Annotated in this window: 17 protein-coding genes and 3 pseudogenes; 8 read left to right on the top strand and 12 right to left on the bottom strand. The window is 44.7% G+C overall.

The window, feature by feature from the left end; translation table 11 throughout:
- Positions 1-797: pseudogene (locus LJE72_RS03440) on the top strand (hypothetical protein); the annotation flags it as partial.
- A gap of 197 nt (positions 798-994) precedes the next feature.
- Here LJE72_RS03440 and arsA read toward each other — a convergent pair.
- From arsA to LJE72_RS03410, 6 genes are all read right to left on the bottom strand, one after another.
- Positions 995-2,731, bottom strand: coding sequence for an arsenical pump-driving ATPase (gene arsA / locus LJE72_RS03435; protein WP_229246221.1), 1,737 nt, complete (start codon positions 2,729-2,731; stop codon positions 995-997).
- A 41-nt stretch (positions 2,732-2,772) separates the two neighbouring features.
- Positions 2,773-3,159 (bottom strand): arsenite efflux transporter metallochaperone ArsD, encoded by a 387-nt coding sequence (arsD, locus tag LJE72_RS03430; protein WP_229246220.1) that lies wholly within the window; start codon positions 3,157-3,159, stop codon positions 2,773-2,775.
- A 177-nt stretch (positions 3,160-3,336) separates the two neighbouring features.
- Complete coding sequence (locus tag LJE72_RS03425) at positions 3,337-3,765, bottom strand: arsenate reductase ArsC (protein WP_229246219.1); 429 nt, start codon at positions 3,763-3,765, stop codon at positions 3,337-3,339.
- Positions 3,766-3,846: 81 nt separating this feature from the next.
- Positions 3,847-4,254, bottom strand: a complete 408-nt coding sequence (locus LJE72_RS03420; RefSeq protein ID WP_229246218.1) for an arsenate reductase ArsC — start codon at positions 4,252-4,254, stop codon at positions 3,847-3,849.
- Positions 4,255-4,266: 12 nt separating this feature from the next.
- Positions 4,267-5,352 (bottom strand): ACR3 family arsenite efflux transporter, encoded by a 1,086-nt coding sequence (arsB, locus tag LJE72_RS03415; RefSeq protein ID WP_229246217.1) that lies wholly within the window; start codon positions 5,350-5,352, stop codon positions 4,267-4,269.
- 10 nt (positions 5,353-5,362) lie between these two features.
- Positions 5,363-5,701 (bottom strand): ArsR/SmtB family transcription factor, encoded by a 339-nt coding sequence (locus LJE72_RS03410; RefSeq protein WP_229246216.1) that lies wholly within the window; start codon positions 5,699-5,701, stop codon positions 5,363-5,365.
- Between the two features lie 336 nt (positions 5,702-6,037).
- On the opposite strand from LJE72_RS03410, the gene LJE72_RS03405 reads away from it, so the two are divergent.
- From LJE72_RS03405 to LJE72_RS26670, 3 genes and pseudogenes are all read left to right on the top strand, one after another.
- A complete protein-coding gene (locus tag LJE72_RS03405; protein WP_229246215.1) occupies positions 6,038-6,529 on the top strand; it encodes a HAMP domain-containing protein in 492 nt (163 codons plus the stop codon).
- Positions 6,505-6,972, top strand: coding sequence for a sensor histidine kinase (locus tag LJE72_RS03400; RefSeq protein WP_229246214.1), 468 nt, complete (start codon positions 6,505-6,507; stop codon positions 6,970-6,972). Before LJE72_RS03405 ends, LJE72_RS03400 begins: the two co-directional genes overlap by 25 nt.
- Positions 6,929-7,123: pseudogene (locus LJE72_RS26670) on the top strand (ATP-binding protein); the annotation flags it as partial. The gene LJE72_RS03400 and the pseudogene LJE72_RS26670, both read left to right, overlap by 44 nt.
- Here LJE72_RS26670 and LJE72_RS03395 read toward each other — a convergent pair.
- A pseudogene (locus tag LJE72_RS03395) lies at positions 7,124-7,393 on the bottom strand (Uma2 family endonuclease); the annotation flags it as partial.
- Positions 7,383-7,934, bottom strand: coding sequence for a SulP family inorganic anion transporter (locus tag LJE72_RS03390; protein ID WP_229246213.1), 552 nt, complete (start codon positions 7,932-7,934; stop codon positions 7,383-7,385). The pseudogene LJE72_RS03395 and the gene LJE72_RS03390, both read right to left, overlap by 11 nt.
- Before the next feature lie 271 nt (positions 7,935-8,205).
- Here LJE72_RS03390 and LJE72_RS03385 point away from each other — a divergent pair, with 271 nt between their 5' ends.
- The gene (locus LJE72_RS03385; RefSeq protein WP_229246212.1) at positions 8,206-8,394 is read left to right on the top strand and encodes a helix-turn-helix domain-containing protein; all 189 of its coding nucleotides are present in this window, start codon (positions 8,206-8,208) and stop codon (positions 8,392-8,394) included.
- A gap of 19 nt (positions 8,395-8,413) precedes the next feature.
- Positions 8,414-10,075 carry a ribonuclease J gene (locus LJE72_RS03380; RefSeq protein WP_229246211.1) on the top strand — a complete coding sequence of 554 codons (1,662 nt, stop codon included), beginning with the start codon at positions 8,414-8,416 and terminating at the stop codon, positions 10,073-10,075.
- A 146-nt stretch (positions 10,076-10,221) separates the two neighbouring features.
- On the opposite strand, the gene LJE72_RS03375 is transcribed toward LJE72_RS03380, so the two are convergent.
- Positions 10,222-10,536 carry an ArsR/SmtB family transcription factor gene (locus LJE72_RS03375; protein ID WP_229246210.1) on the bottom strand — a complete coding sequence of 105 codons (315 nt, stop codon included), beginning with the start codon at positions 10,534-10,536 and terminating at the stop codon, positions 10,222-10,224.
- A 183-nt stretch (positions 10,537-10,719) separates the two neighbouring features.
- Positions 10,720-11,220, bottom strand: a complete 501-nt coding sequence (locus LJE72_RS03370) for a GNAT family N-acetyltransferase (protein ID WP_229246209.1) — start codon at positions 11,218-11,220, stop codon at positions 10,720-10,722.
- 500 nt (positions 11,221-11,720) lie between these two features.
- Here LJE72_RS03370 and katG point away from each other — a divergent pair, with 500 nt between their 5' ends.
- Positions 11,721-13,916 carry a catalase/peroxidase HPI gene (gene katG / locus LJE72_RS03365; protein ID WP_229246208.1) on the top strand — a complete coding sequence of 732 codons (2,196 nt, stop codon included), beginning with the start codon at positions 11,721-11,723 and terminating at the stop codon, positions 13,914-13,916.
- Positions 13,917-14,245: 329 nt separating this feature from the next.
- Complete coding sequence (locus LJE72_RS03360) at positions 14,246-15,505, top strand: HipA domain-containing protein (protein ID WP_229246207.1); 1,260 nt, start codon at positions 14,246-14,248, stop codon at positions 15,503-15,505.
- A gap of 111 nt (positions 15,506-15,616) precedes the next feature.
- On the opposite strand, the gene LJE72_RS26665 is transcribed toward LJE72_RS03360, so the two are convergent.
- Positions 15,617-15,703, bottom strand: coding sequence for a recombinase family protein (locus LJE72_RS26665; RefSeq protein WP_396390287.1), 87 nt, complete (start codon positions 15,701-15,703; stop codon positions 15,617-15,619).
- Between the two features lie 13 nt (positions 15,704-15,716).
- A complete protein-coding gene (locus LJE72_RS03355) occupies positions 15,717-16,403 on the bottom strand; it encodes a hypothetical protein (RefSeq protein ID WP_229246206.1) in 687 nt (228 codons plus the stop codon).
- Positions 16,404-16,600 lie beyond the last annotated feature (197 nt).

Here is a 16,600-nt window from a genome sequence, read left to right as displayed (position 1 = left end):
TTGGGTCGACCGGAGCAACAGGTGTTACAGGTGATGTTGGGTCGACCGGAGCAACTGGTGTTACAGGTGATGTTGGGTCGACCGGAGCAACTGGTGTTACAGGTGATGTTGGCGCGACAGGTGCAACTGGGGCTACAGGCGATGTTGGCGCAACAGGTGCAACTGGAATTTCAATCGATGTTGGATCTACGGGGGCAACCGGGGCCACAGGCGATGTTGGGTCGACCGGAGCAACTGGTGTTACAGGTGATGTTGGCGCGACAGGTGCAACTGGGGCTACAGGCGATGTTGGCGCAACAGGTGCAACTGGAATTTCAATCGATGTTGGATCTACGGGGGCAACCGGGGCCACAGGTGATGTTGGATCGACCGGCGCAACCGGGGCCACAGGATCACCACAGTTAGCGTTTAATAATAATACTGGTCCTATTAGTGTCTTCCCACCATTAGACACTGAGGCTACTGTGGCGAGTGTTACGCAAAGCGTTGTAATAAACCAACGGCTTAAAATTGATTATGCCTTTGGACTTGATTTTGTAGTAACTTCAGACTGGGCATTTGTTTTTGAAACAAGATTGTATAGAGATTCAACTTTAATTAACACCAGGACTTCAAATAGATCTGGCCAAACTGCCGGTACCCAAAGATTTCCGTTATCGAGCACCTATGTGGATACAGCACCCGCTACTAGTGCTAGCTCAACCTACAGTGTTCGAGTCATCGTAACTACTGCTACTAATGTTACTTCAGCAGATACGGGTAATAGTATTACTCTGAACATCATCACATTCACGTAAAAAAACCAATTAGCCTTCGAATCAAGGGGATGTAAGGAAACTTGTTTTCCGGTTTATACATCCCCACTCTATTTGTAATCCCCTGATATATTGGAGGACTGTTCACCACTTCAAAGGTGTACAGTCCTCTATTTTGGGATAACGCACCACCAAGCTTGAAAAAATCTCAAGTTTCGTTACGGCCCCTTTAATTCACTTCACAAAGCCAGCAATTTATCCCCTTTGACTTCATCCGCACTCCAGGCGATGACGGCAAAGTTTCCCTTCGCATGTTGATCGACCCGGTTAATCCACTCAATCTCGTTGCTCGCCTTGGCGGACAGCAGTAGATTGGTTGTCCCCCTACGATACATTGAGGAATTGATCACCCACCATTTCGTCCCAATTCCTGCCCGTTTCAAATCTTCTTCAAGGCGCAGGGCTTCATAGACGGGTGTGGCTTCAGCCAGTGTAACAATGATGACCTCGGTTTCTTCGGCATTGCGGAGCCGTGGCAACAACTTTTTCACAGATTCGGGAATATCGCCTTGAGAACGCTGAATTTCTTTGTGATAGCTCTGGGTGGAATCCAGGAGTAAGAGAGTATGACCCGTGGGAGCAGTGTCGATGACAACAATTTGATCTTCAGCCTTTTCTACAATCTGGGCGAAGGCTCGGAACACCGCAATTTCCTGGGTACAGGGGGAGCGTAAATCTTCTTCGATATAGGCTATATCCTCCTCGGACAGGGTCGCTCTGGCCTTGGCAAGCACCTCTTCTTGATATTTTTTCAGTTCAGCCTGCTCATCAATATGACTGAGGGTAATGCCGCTGGTTTCATCGATTACAAATTTCAGATGTGCCGCAGGATCCGTGGTTGTAAGGTGAACCTTTTTACCTTTCACGGCTAAACCCCTGGCGATGGCCGCCCCAATAGTCGTCTTACCCACACCCCCTTTGCCCATGGTAAAGATGACCTTTTTATGGGTGTTGTACAGATCATCAATGACCTCCTTAAGCTGGGGAATGGCTTGGGCATGTATCTTTTCATCACGAAGGACATAGTTATCCTTGGTCAGCAGTGCTCTTACATTGTCTATTCCGGTAATGTTGTAGGCTCTTAGCGGCACAGCGTAAGTGACAAGGTTTCGTAAATCCTGGGGCATATCTGCCAGCGCTCTTTGCTGCTTGTGATAAAGGCTCTCGGAAATACTGTCATCATAGGAAGCCAGCAGGCCATTAAGGATCATCGTCTGATTCTTAACGCCAATCTCGGCAAGTTCTCCGGAGGCCCTTTCTGCTTCTTTAAGGGGTGCTGCTTCGGGCCGGGAAACAAGCACAAGAGTTGTTAATTTGCCGTTTGCTAAGGTTTCCACAGCCTTTTTATAGATCTCCTTTTTACTTTCCAATCCGGAGAGCTGTCCCAGGCAAGATGCACCGTGGGTACTTTCACTGATGAAATTGCTCCATGCCGAGGGCAGCTGCAGCATCCTGAGGGTATGACCTGTCGGAGCCGTATCAAAAATGATATGGTCATAGTCTATCTGGGTTTGATCATCGGTTATAAAGTTAGAAAACTCATTGAAGGCAGCAATTTCCACTGTACAAGAGCCGGAAAGCTGTTCCTCCATATTATCCAGCACGGCATCGGGCAGTTTGCCCCGGTAAGGAGCGATGACACTTTCGCGATATTCCGCTGCCGCTTTGATGGGATCAAGGTTGGCAACCACAAGGTTCGGAACGTCCTTAATGGGCACCCCCTTATTCGTCAAATCCGTGTTAAAAACGTCCTGCAGGTTTGAGGCAGGATCTGTACTGATGAGAAGCACCTTCTTACCACTGTCCGCCAGAGTGACTGCAGTGGCACAAGCGGCAGAGGTTTTACCGACACCGCCTTTGCCTGTATAAAATAAATACTTAGTAAGTTTTATCTGCTGAGGATTGAAAATCTCCACACATAGTTTACCCCCATTTATTCTCGGGCCGCTGATCATTTTTAACAACTTCCGTCAGAACAGCCACAGTTTGAGCTTTTAGAAAGAATGTTAAATGTCTCATCTTTCTCACCCAAAAAGCTAAGCGGAATATCGAGGAGCTGGGCAAAATCTTCATAGCTGGGATACCTGCCGGTGATTACTATCTCACCCTCTATGACAGCAGCCGGCAGTTCAGCAACCCCTTTAGTTTGGAGAAGATCGTTCACCGCCTTATTGTTGACAAATTCCATGGGAGCATTGGTGAGATTGAAACGGTCAATGTTAATGCCGTTTTTTTTGAGTGAATTAATAACTGTTGAGATTCGAAGCAATTCGGTGTCAACCCCAACTCCACATAAACCTGTAGAACAGCACATAGCAGGTTCAAAGATTTGCATTTTTTTCATAAGTAACACTCCTGATTTAACATTTAAGACTTTAAGGTGATATATTAACCCGTTCTGACCATGTTTTTGTATTACTCTAACATACTGGTATCGTTTTCTCTCATCTATTATGCCTCACCGGTTCAATTTGATTTAAGAGATGAGGATGAATACGCGGTTTCAACAAGAGTATTTTAACTATTCTTCGTCTTTATTAATAAACTGCTGAACCATCGTCTTAATTTTATCACGCAGTTCCCTTACCAATTCCATCTTTTCTGCTTCGGTTCCTAAGAAATCTTCCGGGTTTTCCAAATCCCAATGGATTTTTTTGGGTGTTCCCGGAAATATCGGACAATCTGATTCTTTTGCCTTATCACAAACTGTAATTACATGGCCGAAGAATTTCCCAGCCCTATACAACTCAAACACACTTTGGGTTCTTTTGCCTGTAAGATCAATCCCCTCTTCTTTCATTACCTGAATGACAAGAGAGTTAATCTCTGTAGCCTCAAAACCTGCACTTTCTACTTCATATTTTTCCCCACCAAGCAATCTTAAAAACTCTTCGGCCATTTGACTTCTTGCAGAATTATGAATACAAATAAACAGCACTTTTTTCTTCATAATCTTGATCGCCCCCTTTTAATTGCTAAACTTAACAAGGGATAAGCATATTCTAATATTTAATGTTATAGTCAAAAAACCTTACCACAAACTGTTTATTCTGTTTTTTAGGTCCCTAACCTTTTCTTCGATTAGTTGGGCAGTTTTGATAAACTCCTCCTTATCCTTGCCCGTAGGATCATCCAGTCCCCAATCCTCCTTGTATTTACACGGTAGAAAAGGACACTCTACATTACATCCCATGGTTACGACCACATCGACAGGAGGGATATCTGAAATCAATTTTGAGCTTTGGCTTGTGTTCATATCGATATCATAAATCTCTTTGATCACCTCAACCGCATCCTGATTAATCAACGGCTTGGTTTCTGTCCCCGCTGAATAGGCTTCAAAGTCATCCCCTGCAATGAGCTTGGATATCCCCTCTGCCATCTGGGAACGACAGGAATTATGAACGCAAATATAAGCAACCTTTATTTTCTGAGTCATAGTTAATCCTTTCTATTGGCCGTACTTCGGCAGGCCATTTTCATCAAAATACCTGCGTTTGAAGAAGAGAGCTGAATTCACCAAAGCAATCATGACCGGTACTTCTACTAAAGGACCGATGACTGCCGTGAAAGCTACATCTGAAGCGATCCCGAAGACAGCTACGGCAACGGCTATGGCTAGTTCAAAATTATTGCTTGCGGCTGTAAAAGCCAGGGTGACCGTTTGCTCATATCTGAAACCGCCTTTAAAGGACATATAAAAACTGACAAAGAACATAATGGCGAAGTAAATCAACATGGGTATGGCAATTCTAACCACATCTCCCGGATTATTAATTATCTGTTCTCCCTTGGTTATAAACATAATGACGATGGTATAAAGCAATGCTAGCAAAGCTAAGGGAGAGATCTTGGGAATAAAGACCTCTTCGTACCACTCTTTTGTTCTAATTCTTACTAAGCTGAAGCGGGTCAAAAAGCCTGCTGCAAAAGGAATCCCCAAATAAATCAGAACACTCTTGGCTACTTCCCACATGGAAACATCCACGACCTGGCCTCCCCAGGAAAGTCCCAGCCACTTAGGTATCAGTGTGACAAAGATATAAATATAGATCGTGTATAAAAGAATTTGGAAGATAGAATTCAACGCTACCAAAGCAGCACAGTATTCGTTATCCCCTTTGGCCAGGGAATTCCAAACGATAACCATGGCAATACACCGGGCAAGGCCTATGATAATAAGACCAATGGCAAAGCCGGGCTTATCTCCCAGGAACAGTATAGCCAGGACAAACATCAAAATAGGACCGATAATCCAGTTTTGGATCAGCGAGAAGGAAAAAATCTTTTTATTTTGGGTCACTTTTCCGATCTCTTCATACTTCACCTTGGCTAGGGGGGGATACATCATGATGATCAGACCGATGGCTATCGGCCAGGATATTGTTCCCGTGCTGAATTCACTCAGCGACTTTGCCATATCAGGAAAGAAATACCCCCCAAAAACTCCTACTGCCATGGCGATAAATATCCAAAGGGTCAGAAATCTGTCCAAAAACGGTAACTTGGCTTGTTTAACCTTTTCCACTTCTATCATCCTCTCAAATCTAATCACAGTTCACAGTCTTGCGCTTTAACCAATCCTTTAAGTTTTGCAGGTCATTCTGATATAGTTCCAGATTCCTCAAGTTTTCATAAACCAAGCTGTCTATAAACTTGATCCGTTCATCGATAGCCAAGGAATAGTAAACCCACTGGGCATGCTTGCGGTCTTTCACCAAATCCGCATTCTTTAGATAGATCAAATGCCTTGATGCTTTAGCTTGTGTAATCTGTAAGGTTTCCATGATATCGCAGACACAGAGTTCCTTTTCGAATAACAGGTTTAGTATCCTTAACCGGGTTTCGTCAGATAGGGCCTTTAAGGCATCTAACAGTTTATCCATTGAATCACCTCTTACTAACCTTTATTATACTCTTATACTCGTTTATGCGATTATAGGATTATTATATATTATGATCTCTGAAAAGAAAACTGGTATTCGGAAATTTGCTTAATTATGGCGCAGGACGTTTCGGCGGAGAAAGGTGATTGGCACCTTGACGAAGTGTTATGTGTTTGGGGTAAGAGACAACAAAGCAAAAAGAACAAGCTCAGCTTATTAGAAAACATGGCTGGGCACCCGAAGACACTGATTAGTATGATAAAAGAAGCCCTTTCAGGCTTCTTTTATCATTAATTCTTACTGGCCTTGATCGTTGGAATTATGGTTAGCCGGACCATGGCATACCCACTCGAAAATACCAAGGCCATGGCCAGAGCCCTGGCCGACGGAAAGTTTAATGAGTTGGTTAAGCCATCCGGCCCTGCTGAAATAGCCCACCTGGGGCAAGCTCTTAATCAAACTGCACAAGCTCTCCGCCACAGCTTTGAAAGCTTAAGCATTGAACGCGAACGCCTTGGGAGTATCCTGGCTCAGTTGCCTGTGGGCGTGATCTTATGCCAAACCAAGGGACGGGTTATCCTGTCCAACCCGGCTGCGGCCCACCTGTTGCACTTCCAGGAGGTCATGACCGGGCGTCCCTCGACACCCTGGTCCGGGAAACAGAATTGTTGGAGTTTATTCAGGGGTGTATGGCCGGTGAGTGCCATCACTGCACCGCCACCGTGGAGCATACCAGTCCGTCCCGCTTGCTCCGAGTCTTGGCTTCCCGTCTTGGACCAGACAGCGCCGGACCTTTTCTCTTCGTGCTCCAGGATCTTACAGACCTGAAGCAGCTGGACGCCCTGCGCCGTGAGTTCTTGGCCAACGTATCCCACGAATTGCGCACCCCCATTGCCGCCAAGGGCGCTGCCATTGATGCCCTCCAAGACGGTGCCATGCAGGAACCTGCACTGGCGGCGGATTTTGTCCGGCGTCTGCGCCTGGAGACCGACCGCCTGGCCAAAATGGTGGAAGACCTTTTGCTGCTGGCCCGGATTGATGCGGGCAGAATACCCCCGGATCTGCAGGCTGTGGATGCCAACCTGCTGGCCGGAACCAGTGCGGAAGGTTTGCGTCCTCTGGCTGAGCGGTCCGGCTTGGAGCTGGCTTTTATCCCTGCGCCGGAAGCAGTTCCCCTCCTCGCAGACCGGGCGCAAATCCACCAAGTGCTGGGGAACCTGCTCCATAATGCCATCAACTTCACTCCCGGGGCGCATCGTGTTGCAGCTTAAGCGCTCCTCCCAGTGGATAATCTTTTCAATAGCTGATACGGGAGCAGGTCTCACGGCCGAAGAAAGCGAAAAGATTTTTGAGCGTTTTTACAAGGCCAGCCGCTCCCGCGGCTCCGGCGGAGCCGGTCTGGGCTTGGCAATCGCCAGAGAGAGGTTCAATAATCCAGTATTCATTAACACCAACTTTTTCATACATATTGAACTCTATTATCCTATCAGTTTTTATTGATGAAGGGGAAATTATTTCGACTATCATATCGGGAGCCCCATTACAGCCCTTTTCATCAACTTTGGATTTGTCCCACACTATGGTAATGTCTGACTCGGCAACCTTTTTAATATCTTCGTTTGATATCTCGTCACCCTTAGTTAGCCTTACACAGAAAGGTGCCGGATAAACTTTACAAGATTTATCCCTTAATTAATAATGTCTCTAGGGTTATCGGCAGGTTAGGTATAGAAAAACTGGGCAAGGAACGTGTAATAATTCCCATGTCTCCGATCACCGGAACCTTGACGTCAAGTATTATGGCAATAGCAGTAATTCCAACAATCGCTACAAGCGTTGAATGAATTGGCCTTATTATCAGCGGTAAACCCATCACTGAGCGAGGTATAAATTTCATGTATCTCGCCAGTTTAAATGTCCCAAACAAGATCTGAAATATTCCGGTTAATATTGTGGCGGCAAACAGATACTCAATGCCATGGTCTTTCACTAAGGTAATAAATAAAAGAGCCATTGCTCCTATCGCCGCAGAAATCATTCCGGGCCTTCCTCCGACAAAGGCAATCACAATTGGGATAATAAAGGATGAATACAACCCCATCATTGGGTCTACCCCTGCAATAATTGAGAATGCTATCGCCTCTGGAATTAAGGCCAGGGAAACGACAAGCCCTGCCAATACGTCATTTTTAATATTGCTTAACCATGACTCTCTGAAGGATAATGTTTCCATACTAACCTCACTCTTTACGACAAGCTACTCCCGATATTGTCCCCTCGGAGCAAAAAGAAAATACTCGTTACTGATTAACTCATTGAGGACATCAAATTCTCGAGAGTGCCTGTAGTACATTATCACAAATAATCATAAAGGGAATTTGTCAAAACAATCTATAGTTTGCTAAAGATTGCCTTCTTTAGATACCTATTATATAATTTTGTTATCAGTTTTAATCAATAATAATCACTATTAATGTTAGCAAACCTATTAAGGAGTGAGTCCGATGGCTGAATATAAGGAAATAATGACCCTGCGCCAAGTGGCCGAATACCTACAAATCAGCGAGGTAACTAGTTATCGTTTGGTTCAGGAGAATAAAATCCCCGCCTTTAAAATCGGTCATAGCTGGCGGGTGAAAAAAGAAGATCTTAACGAGTTTATTGAAAAGCAAAAACGCGGGGAAAAGTTCTAATATAGGAGGTATCATTTACTTGTCTAAAGAAAACAAACTCCAAATTATCCCTCTCGGTGGCCTAGGGGAAATCGGAAAGAATACCACCGCTATCCGCTTTAATGATCAAATCCTGATAATTGACGCGGGTCTGGCTTTTCCTGACGAGGATATGTATGGAGTCGACCTGGTAATCCCAGACTATACTTACCTCATTGAAAATAAAGACCTCATCCTGGGAATCCTGATTACCCACGGTCACGAAGATCATATTGGAGGACTCCCCTATTTGTTGAGACATTTTAATGTCCCTGTTTTCGGAACACGCCTTGCCATTGGCTTAGTTCAATATAAACTAACGGAAGCTAAATTGGGACAAATAACTACCCAGGTAATCCAACCTGGAGAAACCATAAAACTGGGCACCTTCGCCATTGACTTTATTAATGGGAGCCACAGCATACCGGGTTCTGTCGGTTTAGCCCTGCATTCCCCCCTGGGAACCATCATTCATTCCGGAGATTTCAAGCTGGATCATACTCCGGTGAGCGGAGAGGTTCTCGACATCCACAAGTTTTCAGAACTTGGCGACAAAGGAGTTCTCTGCCTTCTCTCAGACAGTACCAATGTGGAACGCCCCGGCTTTACGAAGTCTGAGCGGCTGGTTGGGGAAAACCTTGACAAGGCCTTTGCCGGTGCCGAGGGACGAGTTATTTTCGCCAGTTTTGCTTCCAATGTCAATCGGCTTCAGCAAGCCATCACCGCCGCTTTCAAATACCAGCGCAAAGTCGCCGCCGTCGGCCGAAGCATGGTCAATGTCATTAGCATAGCCGCTGAGCTTGAGTATCTTCATGTCCCTGAAGACACTCTCATTGACATCGATGAGGCCATGTGCTTGCCAAGCAATCAAGTATGCATCCTGACCACAGGCAGTCAAGGCGAGCCCATGGCTGCCCTCACCCGCATGGCGAACCATAATCATCGGCAGATTTCCATCTATCCGGGAGATACGGTTATTCTTTCGACTTCACCCATCCCGGGAAATGAAAAAGCCGTCTCTCGAAATATTGATCAGCTCTTCAAGTTAGGGGCCAAAGTCATCTATGAATCCATCTCCGGGATGCACGTTTCCGGTCACGCCAGCCAAGAAGAGCTTAAACTTATGCTCAGCATGGTAAAACCTAAGTACTTTATTCCTGTCCACGGGGAATACCGCATGCTCATGAAACATGCTGAACTTGCTGTGCAAGTGGGAATTCCACGGGGAAATATTTTTGTGGCCGAAATTGGCAATGTAATAGAATTTACACGGCATGGAGCAAAGCTGGCCAATAACGTTACCGCCGGGCGAGTTTTTATCGATGGCTTGGGAATCGGAGATATCGGGAGTAGCGTTATGAAAGAACGGTCACTTCTCTCCCAGGATGGAATTCTAATCATCATTCTGGCCTTCGACAGGGCAACCGGCAAAATGCTAACGGGTCCGGATGTGGTCACCCGGGGATTTGTTTATGTTCGAGAATCAAACGCAATGCTCGATGAGGTAAAAGTGATTACAAGACAAACCATAGAACGCAGTCTTCAGAATGGTAGCCATGAAACCAACATTTTACAAAATCGCGTCAGAGATGCTGTGAGCAGACATCTTTATGCCAAGACCAAAAGGCGTCCCATGGTTATACCGATTTTTCAAGAAGTCTAATAACCTTTAAAAAGTCATGCAGGATTTTCTTATTTCAATCAAGAGCAAAGGAGCTTATTGTCGTGCACCTAAATTATAAAGCCACTCCATTCTAAGTAATTGATTATTTAACCACTCAAAAATAAATAAATGATCATCTTCCTGACTTATTTAGATAATGAAGTCTTTGTTTCTTCTATTTGACGAAGAATAATTGCTTCAACAAGGTCAAACATTTCGTAAACTTCCTCATTTTTAATTGAGTATATAACCTTAGATCCGTCTTTTCTGCTTTCAACAATACCTTGATTTTTTAATATTGTAAGATGCTGAGAGGTATTAGATTGTTCAGAATCAAGATTAGGTAGTATATCACATACACATAGTTCACTATTTCTTAATAACTTTACTATTTGAATTCTCGTAGGATGAGCCAAAGCTTTGAATACATTTGATATAAGTTGGTTCCCCATATTTGACATTTTATCACCTCATACAATTATTATATTTTTATATTAGAAATTTTTAATATAATAAGAGTATGAGGTAATTCTATTCTTGTCAATGAATAGAACTACAAAAAACTCCCAGATTTATTCTGAGAGTTAAAAATATTATAAAACCTTCAACCTAAAGCATTTTTCAATGATATTCACCCTTAATCGTCATTCATCAACAATCTTTTCCATAAAACAAACTGTGAATGGTAAATGCTCATATTTTGTTAAACCCGTCTCCTTAAAACCATACAATATATACCAATTTTTCAAAAGTAAATTCTCATTAACAATACCAATGGAAACTTTCTTTGCTCCTTGCGCTTTTAGATATTTAAAAACAAAATCTAATATGGTTTTACCATACCCTTTATGCCTAAATCCCGGTAACACAGAAAGTCTTTCTATGTAGAAAATATTATCATTAGCCTTTTCAAGTGCTACAAATCCAATTTGCCTGTCATCTTCAAACAAGCCAAACATACTTATCCCATTATCTCTCATAATATGAAGCTTTTCCAGATTTGTAAAGGCAGGATTAGAGGGACAATTTTCTTCAGTAAAGTTAAATTCTTTAGCGACAGTTATAAATGAACCCTTAATTACCATTAAACTCTCTTGCAATTCATCTTTCATGAATTGCTTAATACTAACTTTATTATCAGCCATTCAATATTCCTCCAATCTTCCCTCGGGTAACAATATTCATACCAAAATTTATTCTCCGCTATATCGCCATATCCTCTTGACTTCAAATATATTTCCACCTGTAACTATGATTAAGCTTCAAAGATCTCTGATCTACCATTTCTTGTATTTAAGGGACGATTTATATGTTTATTTGAGTGAGTAAGCAGAAACCCTTACGGACTCGGCTCATTATATTTTTATTGTCATCCGTGTCATCATATTATATAATGAATTAAATTATAATAATTACTATTTTAGACCATTTATTATAATCAAAATATTTTAGATGCATAATTCAAAATCAAACAAATCTACGATTCTTAGCTGATGAACTTAAAGGCAAACTATATCATTATGTTTCTGGCATCGTTGTCAAGGTCGGGTAATATTTTCTCATTGCGTCGAAATCTCCATCCTTCCCTTGATAATCCCGATATGCAACACTTATTCAATGACTTATTATATGAGGAGGGGACTTTATGGATGAAAAAGGCAAATGCCCAGTAACAGGCAGAACGAAAAATGCCACTTCAGGCGGTGGTACTTCTAACAGGGACTGGTGGCCGAATCAGTTGAACCTCAAGATTCTTCATCAGAACTCAAACTTGAGCAATCCCATGGCTCCAAAATTCAACTATGCAGAAGAATTCAAGACGCTCGATCTGGCAGCCCTGAAGAAGGACCTATTTGCATTAATGACCAACTCGCAGGAATGGTGGCCTGCCGATTATGGTCACTATGGGCCTCTCTTCATCCGAATGGCGTGGCACAGCGCAGGCACGTACCGCACAAACGACGGCCGCGGCGGCGCGGGATCCGGCACCCAACGCTTGGCACCCCTCAACAGCTGGCCCGACAACGTGAACCTCGACAAGGCTCGCCGTCTGCTCTGGCCCATCAAGCAGAAATACGGCAGAAAAATTTCCTGGGCCGACCTGATGATCCTCGCCGGCAATTGCGCCATCGAGTCAATGGGACTCAAAACCTTCGGCTTCGCCGGCGGACGCAAGGATGTGTGGGAGCCGCAAGAGGACATTTATTGGGGCTCTGAGGCCGAGTGGCTTGGCGACAAGCGCTACACCGGCGACCGGGAGCTCGAGAATCCCCTCGCCGCCGTACAAATGGGTCTGATCTACGTAAACCCGGAAGGGCCGAAGGGTAACCCGGATCCCGTCGCTTCCGGCCATGACGTTCGGGAGACCTTCGCCCGGATGGCCATGAACGATGAAGAGACTGTCGCCCTCGTCGCCGGCGGACATACCTTCGGCAAGTGTCACGGTGCAGGGGATCCGGCCCATGTCGGTCCGGAACCTGAAGCCGCCGGCATGGAGGAACAGGGCCTGGGCTGGAAGAGCAGCTTCGGCAGCGGCAAAGGCGGAGATACGATTGGCAGCGGCATTGAAGGGGCCTGGAAGCCTAACCCGACTAAATGGGACATGGGCTATCTCAACGTACTGTTCAAATACGAGTGGGAACTGGTCAAAAGCCCGGCCGGCGCGCATCAATGGCTGGCCAAGGACGTGGCCGAAGAAGACATGGTGGTTGACGCACACGACCCATCGAAGAAAAACCGGCCTATGATGACCACGGCGGACCTCTCCCTTCGCTACGACCCGATCTACGAACCAATCGCACGACGCTACCAACAAAACCCCGAGGAATTTGCGGACGCTTTCGCCCGTGGATGGTTCAAGCTGACCCACCGGGATATGGGTCCGCGTTCACGCTATCTCGGTCCTGAAGTTCCTGCGGAGGAACTGATCTGGCAGGACCCGGTGCCGGCAGTCGATTATGAATTGATTAACGAACAGGATATCGCGGATCTCAAGAGTAAAATCTTAGATTCCGGCCGCTCCGTCTCCCAGCTTGTCTTAACAGCCTGGGCATCGGCGTCTACCTTCCGCGGCTCCGATAAACGCGGCGGGGCAAATGGAGCACGCATCCGCCTTGCACCACAGAAGGATTGGGAAGTCAACCAGCCCAATCAGCTGAATGCTGTGTTAGAAGTCCTTGAAAAAATCCAAAGGGAGTTCAACAGTTCACAGTCAGGCCAAAAGAGAGTTTCTCTCGCCGACTTAATCGTCCTTGGCGGGTGTGCGGGTATAGAGCAAGCTGCGAAGAATGCCAATCATAATGTGTTCGTTCCTTTTAGGCCGGGACGCACAGATGCCAAGCAGGTGCAGACCGATGTTACCTCATTCTCAGTGCTCGAGCCGGTTGCAGATGGCTTCCGCAACTACTTAAAAACCAAATTTTCCGTGTCAGCAGAAGAACTTCTCCTAGATCGTGCACAATTGCTGACCTTAACCGCTCCGGAAATGACGGTTCTGGTTGGCGGCATGCGCGTCCTGAATGCCAATTACGGACAGTCTCAGCACGGTGTCTTCACCAAGAAACCAGAGACCCTTACCAACGACTTCTTCCTGAACCTCCTCGACATGAACACAACCTGGAAGGCCACATCTGAAGATGAAAACCTGTTCGAGGGCCGTCATCGCGCGACAGGCGAACTCAAATGGACCGGCACCCGGGTTGATCTCCTCTTCGGTTCAAACTCCCAACTCCGGGCCATCGCGGAAGTCTACGCCTGTGACGACTCTCAGGATAAGTTTTTACAGGACTTCGTGTCTGCCTGGAACAAAGTGATGAACGCAGATCGTTTCGACCTGGCCTGAATCCTAGCATAAACAGCTTTGATGTCTTTTAGAATGGATCCGCCAACTTGAGTTGTATAATATTCCCAAAGATCCTTCCCCTTCCCCCGATCACCGGGGGATTTTTTATGTCCGCTCAATCAGCCAGCGACTCAATCCTCTAATGGCCAAACTACCTGAAGTAAGTCAAAGGATCGCTCCAAGATGATCCTTATTCGATTGAAATCTTTCTTTCAGTTGCGCATTTGATATTTGATTATACCTTCTTCCTGAACTAACAGTTGTTATGAATAAAGAGAAATGGTAAAATGAACCAATAATAATTATACCGTTGAAGGGAAGAAACACGGATGCTCTACACGTTGATGAATAAACATACCCCTGTGGCAGAACTAAATATTGACGAAGATACGGGCGCGATTTTGAGGGTCGCTCGAGTGATTCATCTGGAATACCTTCCCGTCGGCATTGCAATTATCAAGGGGCTCCCTAACAGGAAAAGCCTGAACGATTGGTGGCGGGGACGTTCCATTCCGGCCAGCCGTTCCGGTATCAGGGAGGCTCTTGACATCCTGAACACAGCCTATACAGAGCAACTTCTAACCAAATGCTACGGGCTGAGTCTGTCTGATCAGTATTGGATCAACCCCAAGGAGCATCCCTTTAAGTGGGAAAATATTAATTTTTTCAACAACCCTTTTTCTGATGATGTGGGGAATGCACTCTTTGGTCAAGCTTCCCCCGGCAGTGAACTCGACCTGCTCTCTCCATGCAACACATCCGACGGATGGCTGCGCAAAAAATGGAAAATCATCGACGGAAAACGTTACCTGCTTAAATCCGGAAGCAATCCGTTCCACCAGGAACCGCTCAATGAAGTATTGGCGACTTCTCTGCACCGGCGTTTAAACCATACCGCTTATGTACCGTACAGTCTTGTTTGGGAGAACGAAATCCCCTACAGCGTATGCGAAAACTTCATTACGCCTGAGACAGAACTGGTTAGTGCATACAGCATTTATAAGAGTGAGAAGAAGCTCAATCATCACTCCTTGTATGAACATTTTCTTCTTTGCTGTGAGCATCTTGGCATCCCCGGTATGAAGGAATTCCTAAATTATCTTCTGGCTTTTGACTTTCTCATTGCCAACACAGACCGCCATTTTGGAAACTTTGGTGCTGTCCGAAATGTAGATACCCTTACATGGCTGGGAGCAGCACCCATCTTTGACAGCGGCACAAGCCTCTGGCATGACCAGCTTGCAAGGGGAATTCATCCGAATGGTGATGTGCCAAGTCATCCGTTTAAATCGGCGCATGCCGAGCAGATCGCTTTGGCCGGCAGCCTTGACTGGATTGATTTTTCCGCGCTCCGGGATATCGACGAAGAGCTCCGAATCCTCCTTTCTGCTTCGCCATATATTGATGAGCTGCGTACTGATAAGTTGTGCAATGGTTTGAAAGGGCGTGTGAGGCAACTCGAACAACTTGCTTTGGAGCAGAAACATCAAGTAACCGTCAGCCATTCGAAGGAGACAACCGAGGTTCATCCGGAATCACCGGATAAAATAGGCAGGAATCATCATCAGAATTGCAATACCTGCCCATAGAAAAAAAGGGTCAGTCTCTCCAAATTACATTTACATGGAGAGACTGGCCCTTTGAGCTTTGAAAGCAACTGGAGGGTAATGACATAAGCCTTTCTTTGGGTAATTATTTTTTCATACTGGAAGCAAAAGCTGAACCTGCTCCCATACTTCCTGAGTTAGAATTGGCGGGTGATTATTTTCTATATAGAAGCTGTCCATCTCGCCTATATTTCTATCTTCGATAAATGACTTTACTTAATTCTGGCGTATGTTCGAAATCGACAGGCTGACCCTTATACGAAAATCTTATACCTTCTACCCATTCACCCTGATAGTCTTTCTGTAGGAATGATTCAATTAAACGAATAGTAGTTATGGTTCCCCCTGTCGATCCTTGGAAAAAGCCAGTGGCCCATGAACTATTCTTTTGAATTGAAGTATTTATTGACATTTCCGAGGTCTCCTCCAGATCGATTGTTACAATTTTCTTATCATCAAACTCTAATACCTTAATCGGAAGGTTGCCAAAATAAGTTTCTGATAAACTTTTTGCAATGGTATCCAATTTACTTTTTAGTGAATCTTCTTTGGGTATAGCTATATAAAAATCTATTTCCTTATTGTAGTTATTGATATAGTTATCAACATCAGCGGAATAAATGGGATATATATCCACACCACTTGCGGAATCTCTAATTAAAGTTGTAATTATTGCGACCTGCTTTTCTTGTCTCTTATTTATGCTTTCTAGCTTTTCATTTAACACAGCCTTCTCTATTTCTAACTCTATGTTTTTTTGTTTTTCTATATCATAGCTTTTATTAAGCGTTGTGACTTCATCACGTTGAGAATTCGAACATCCTGTGATAATACTTGATAGGCATACTGCCAAACCCAACATTAGAACTTTCTTATTCAAGATTGAATCCTCCTCTAGTTACTATATAAATAAAGCCAAATAAATATCATTCCGAGTAATAACGTTACTTTCACATCTAAGCAATTTATAGATAAATGTTAATTGTCAATTGCTATCCGCGACTCTGGGCTTAAAAGTCTTTCATCCATATAGATCTCTCTTGTGATGAGCAATCTTTATTTTTTGAAGATTATAAA

Origin of the sequence: Desulfosporosinus shakirovi, assembly GCF_020595055.1 — a bacterium.
Taxonomy (GTDB): domain Bacteria; phylum Bacillota; class Desulfitobacteriia; order Desulfitobacteriales; family Desulfitobacteriaceae; genus Desulfosporosinus; species Desulfosporosinus shakirovi.
The sequence above is the reverse complement of the archived record's forward strand: the minus strand, read 5'-3'. Positions and strand labels throughout refer to the sequence as shown.

Excerpts from the sequence above, each read along its gene's own strand:
- arsD (WP_229246220.1), bottom strand. The coding sequence starts at position 3,159 with ATGAAAAAAATGCAAATCTTTGAACCTGCTATGTGCTGTTCTACAGGT.
- LJE72_RS03425 (WP_229246219.1), bottom strand. The coding sequence starts at position 3,765 with ATGAAGAAAAAAGTGCTGTTTATTTGTATTCATAATTCTGCAAGAAGT.
- LJE72_RS03420 (WP_229246218.1), bottom strand. The coding sequence starts at position 4,254 with ATGACTCAGAAAATAAAGGTTGCTTATATTTGCGTTCATAATTCCTGT.
- arsB (WP_229246217.1), bottom strand. The coding sequence starts at position 5,352 with ATGATAGAAGTGGAAAAGGTTAAACAAGCCAAGTTACCGTTTTTGGAC.
- LJE72_RS03410 (WP_229246216.1), bottom strand. The coding sequence starts at position 5,701 with ATGGATAAACTGTTAGATGCCTTAAAGGCCCTATCTGACGAAACCCGG.
- LJE72_RS03405 (WP_229246215.1), top strand. The coding sequence starts at position 6,038 with ATGGCATACCCACTCGAAAATACCAAGGCCATGGCCAGAGCCCTGGCC.
- LJE72_RS03390 (WP_229246213.1), bottom strand. The coding sequence starts at position 7,934 with ATGGAAACATTATCCTTCAGAGAGTCATGGTTAAGCAATATTAAAAAT.
- LJE72_RS03385 (WP_229246212.1), top strand. The coding sequence starts at position 8,206 with ATGGCTGAATATAAGGAAATAATGACCCTGCGCCAAGTGGCCGAATAC.
- LJE72_RS03375 (WP_229246210.1), bottom strand. The coding sequence starts at position 10,536 with ATGTCAAATATGGGGAACCAACTTATATCAAATGTATTCAAAGCTTTG.
- LJE72_RS03370 (WP_229246209.1), bottom strand. The coding sequence starts at position 11,220 with ATGGCTGATAATAAAGTTAGTATTAAGCAATTCATGAAAGATGAATTG.
- katG (WP_229246208.1), top strand. The coding sequence starts at position 11,721 with ATGGATGAAAAAGGCAAATGCCCAGTAACAGGCAGAACGAAAAATGCC.
- LJE72_RS03360 (WP_229246207.1), top strand. The coding sequence starts at position 14,246 with ATGCTCTACACGTTGATGAATAAACATACCCCTGTGGCAGAACTAAAT.
- LJE72_RS26665 (WP_396390287.1), bottom strand. The coding sequence starts at position 15,703 with ATGGACAGCTTCTATATAGAAAATAATCACCCGCCAATTCTAACTCAG.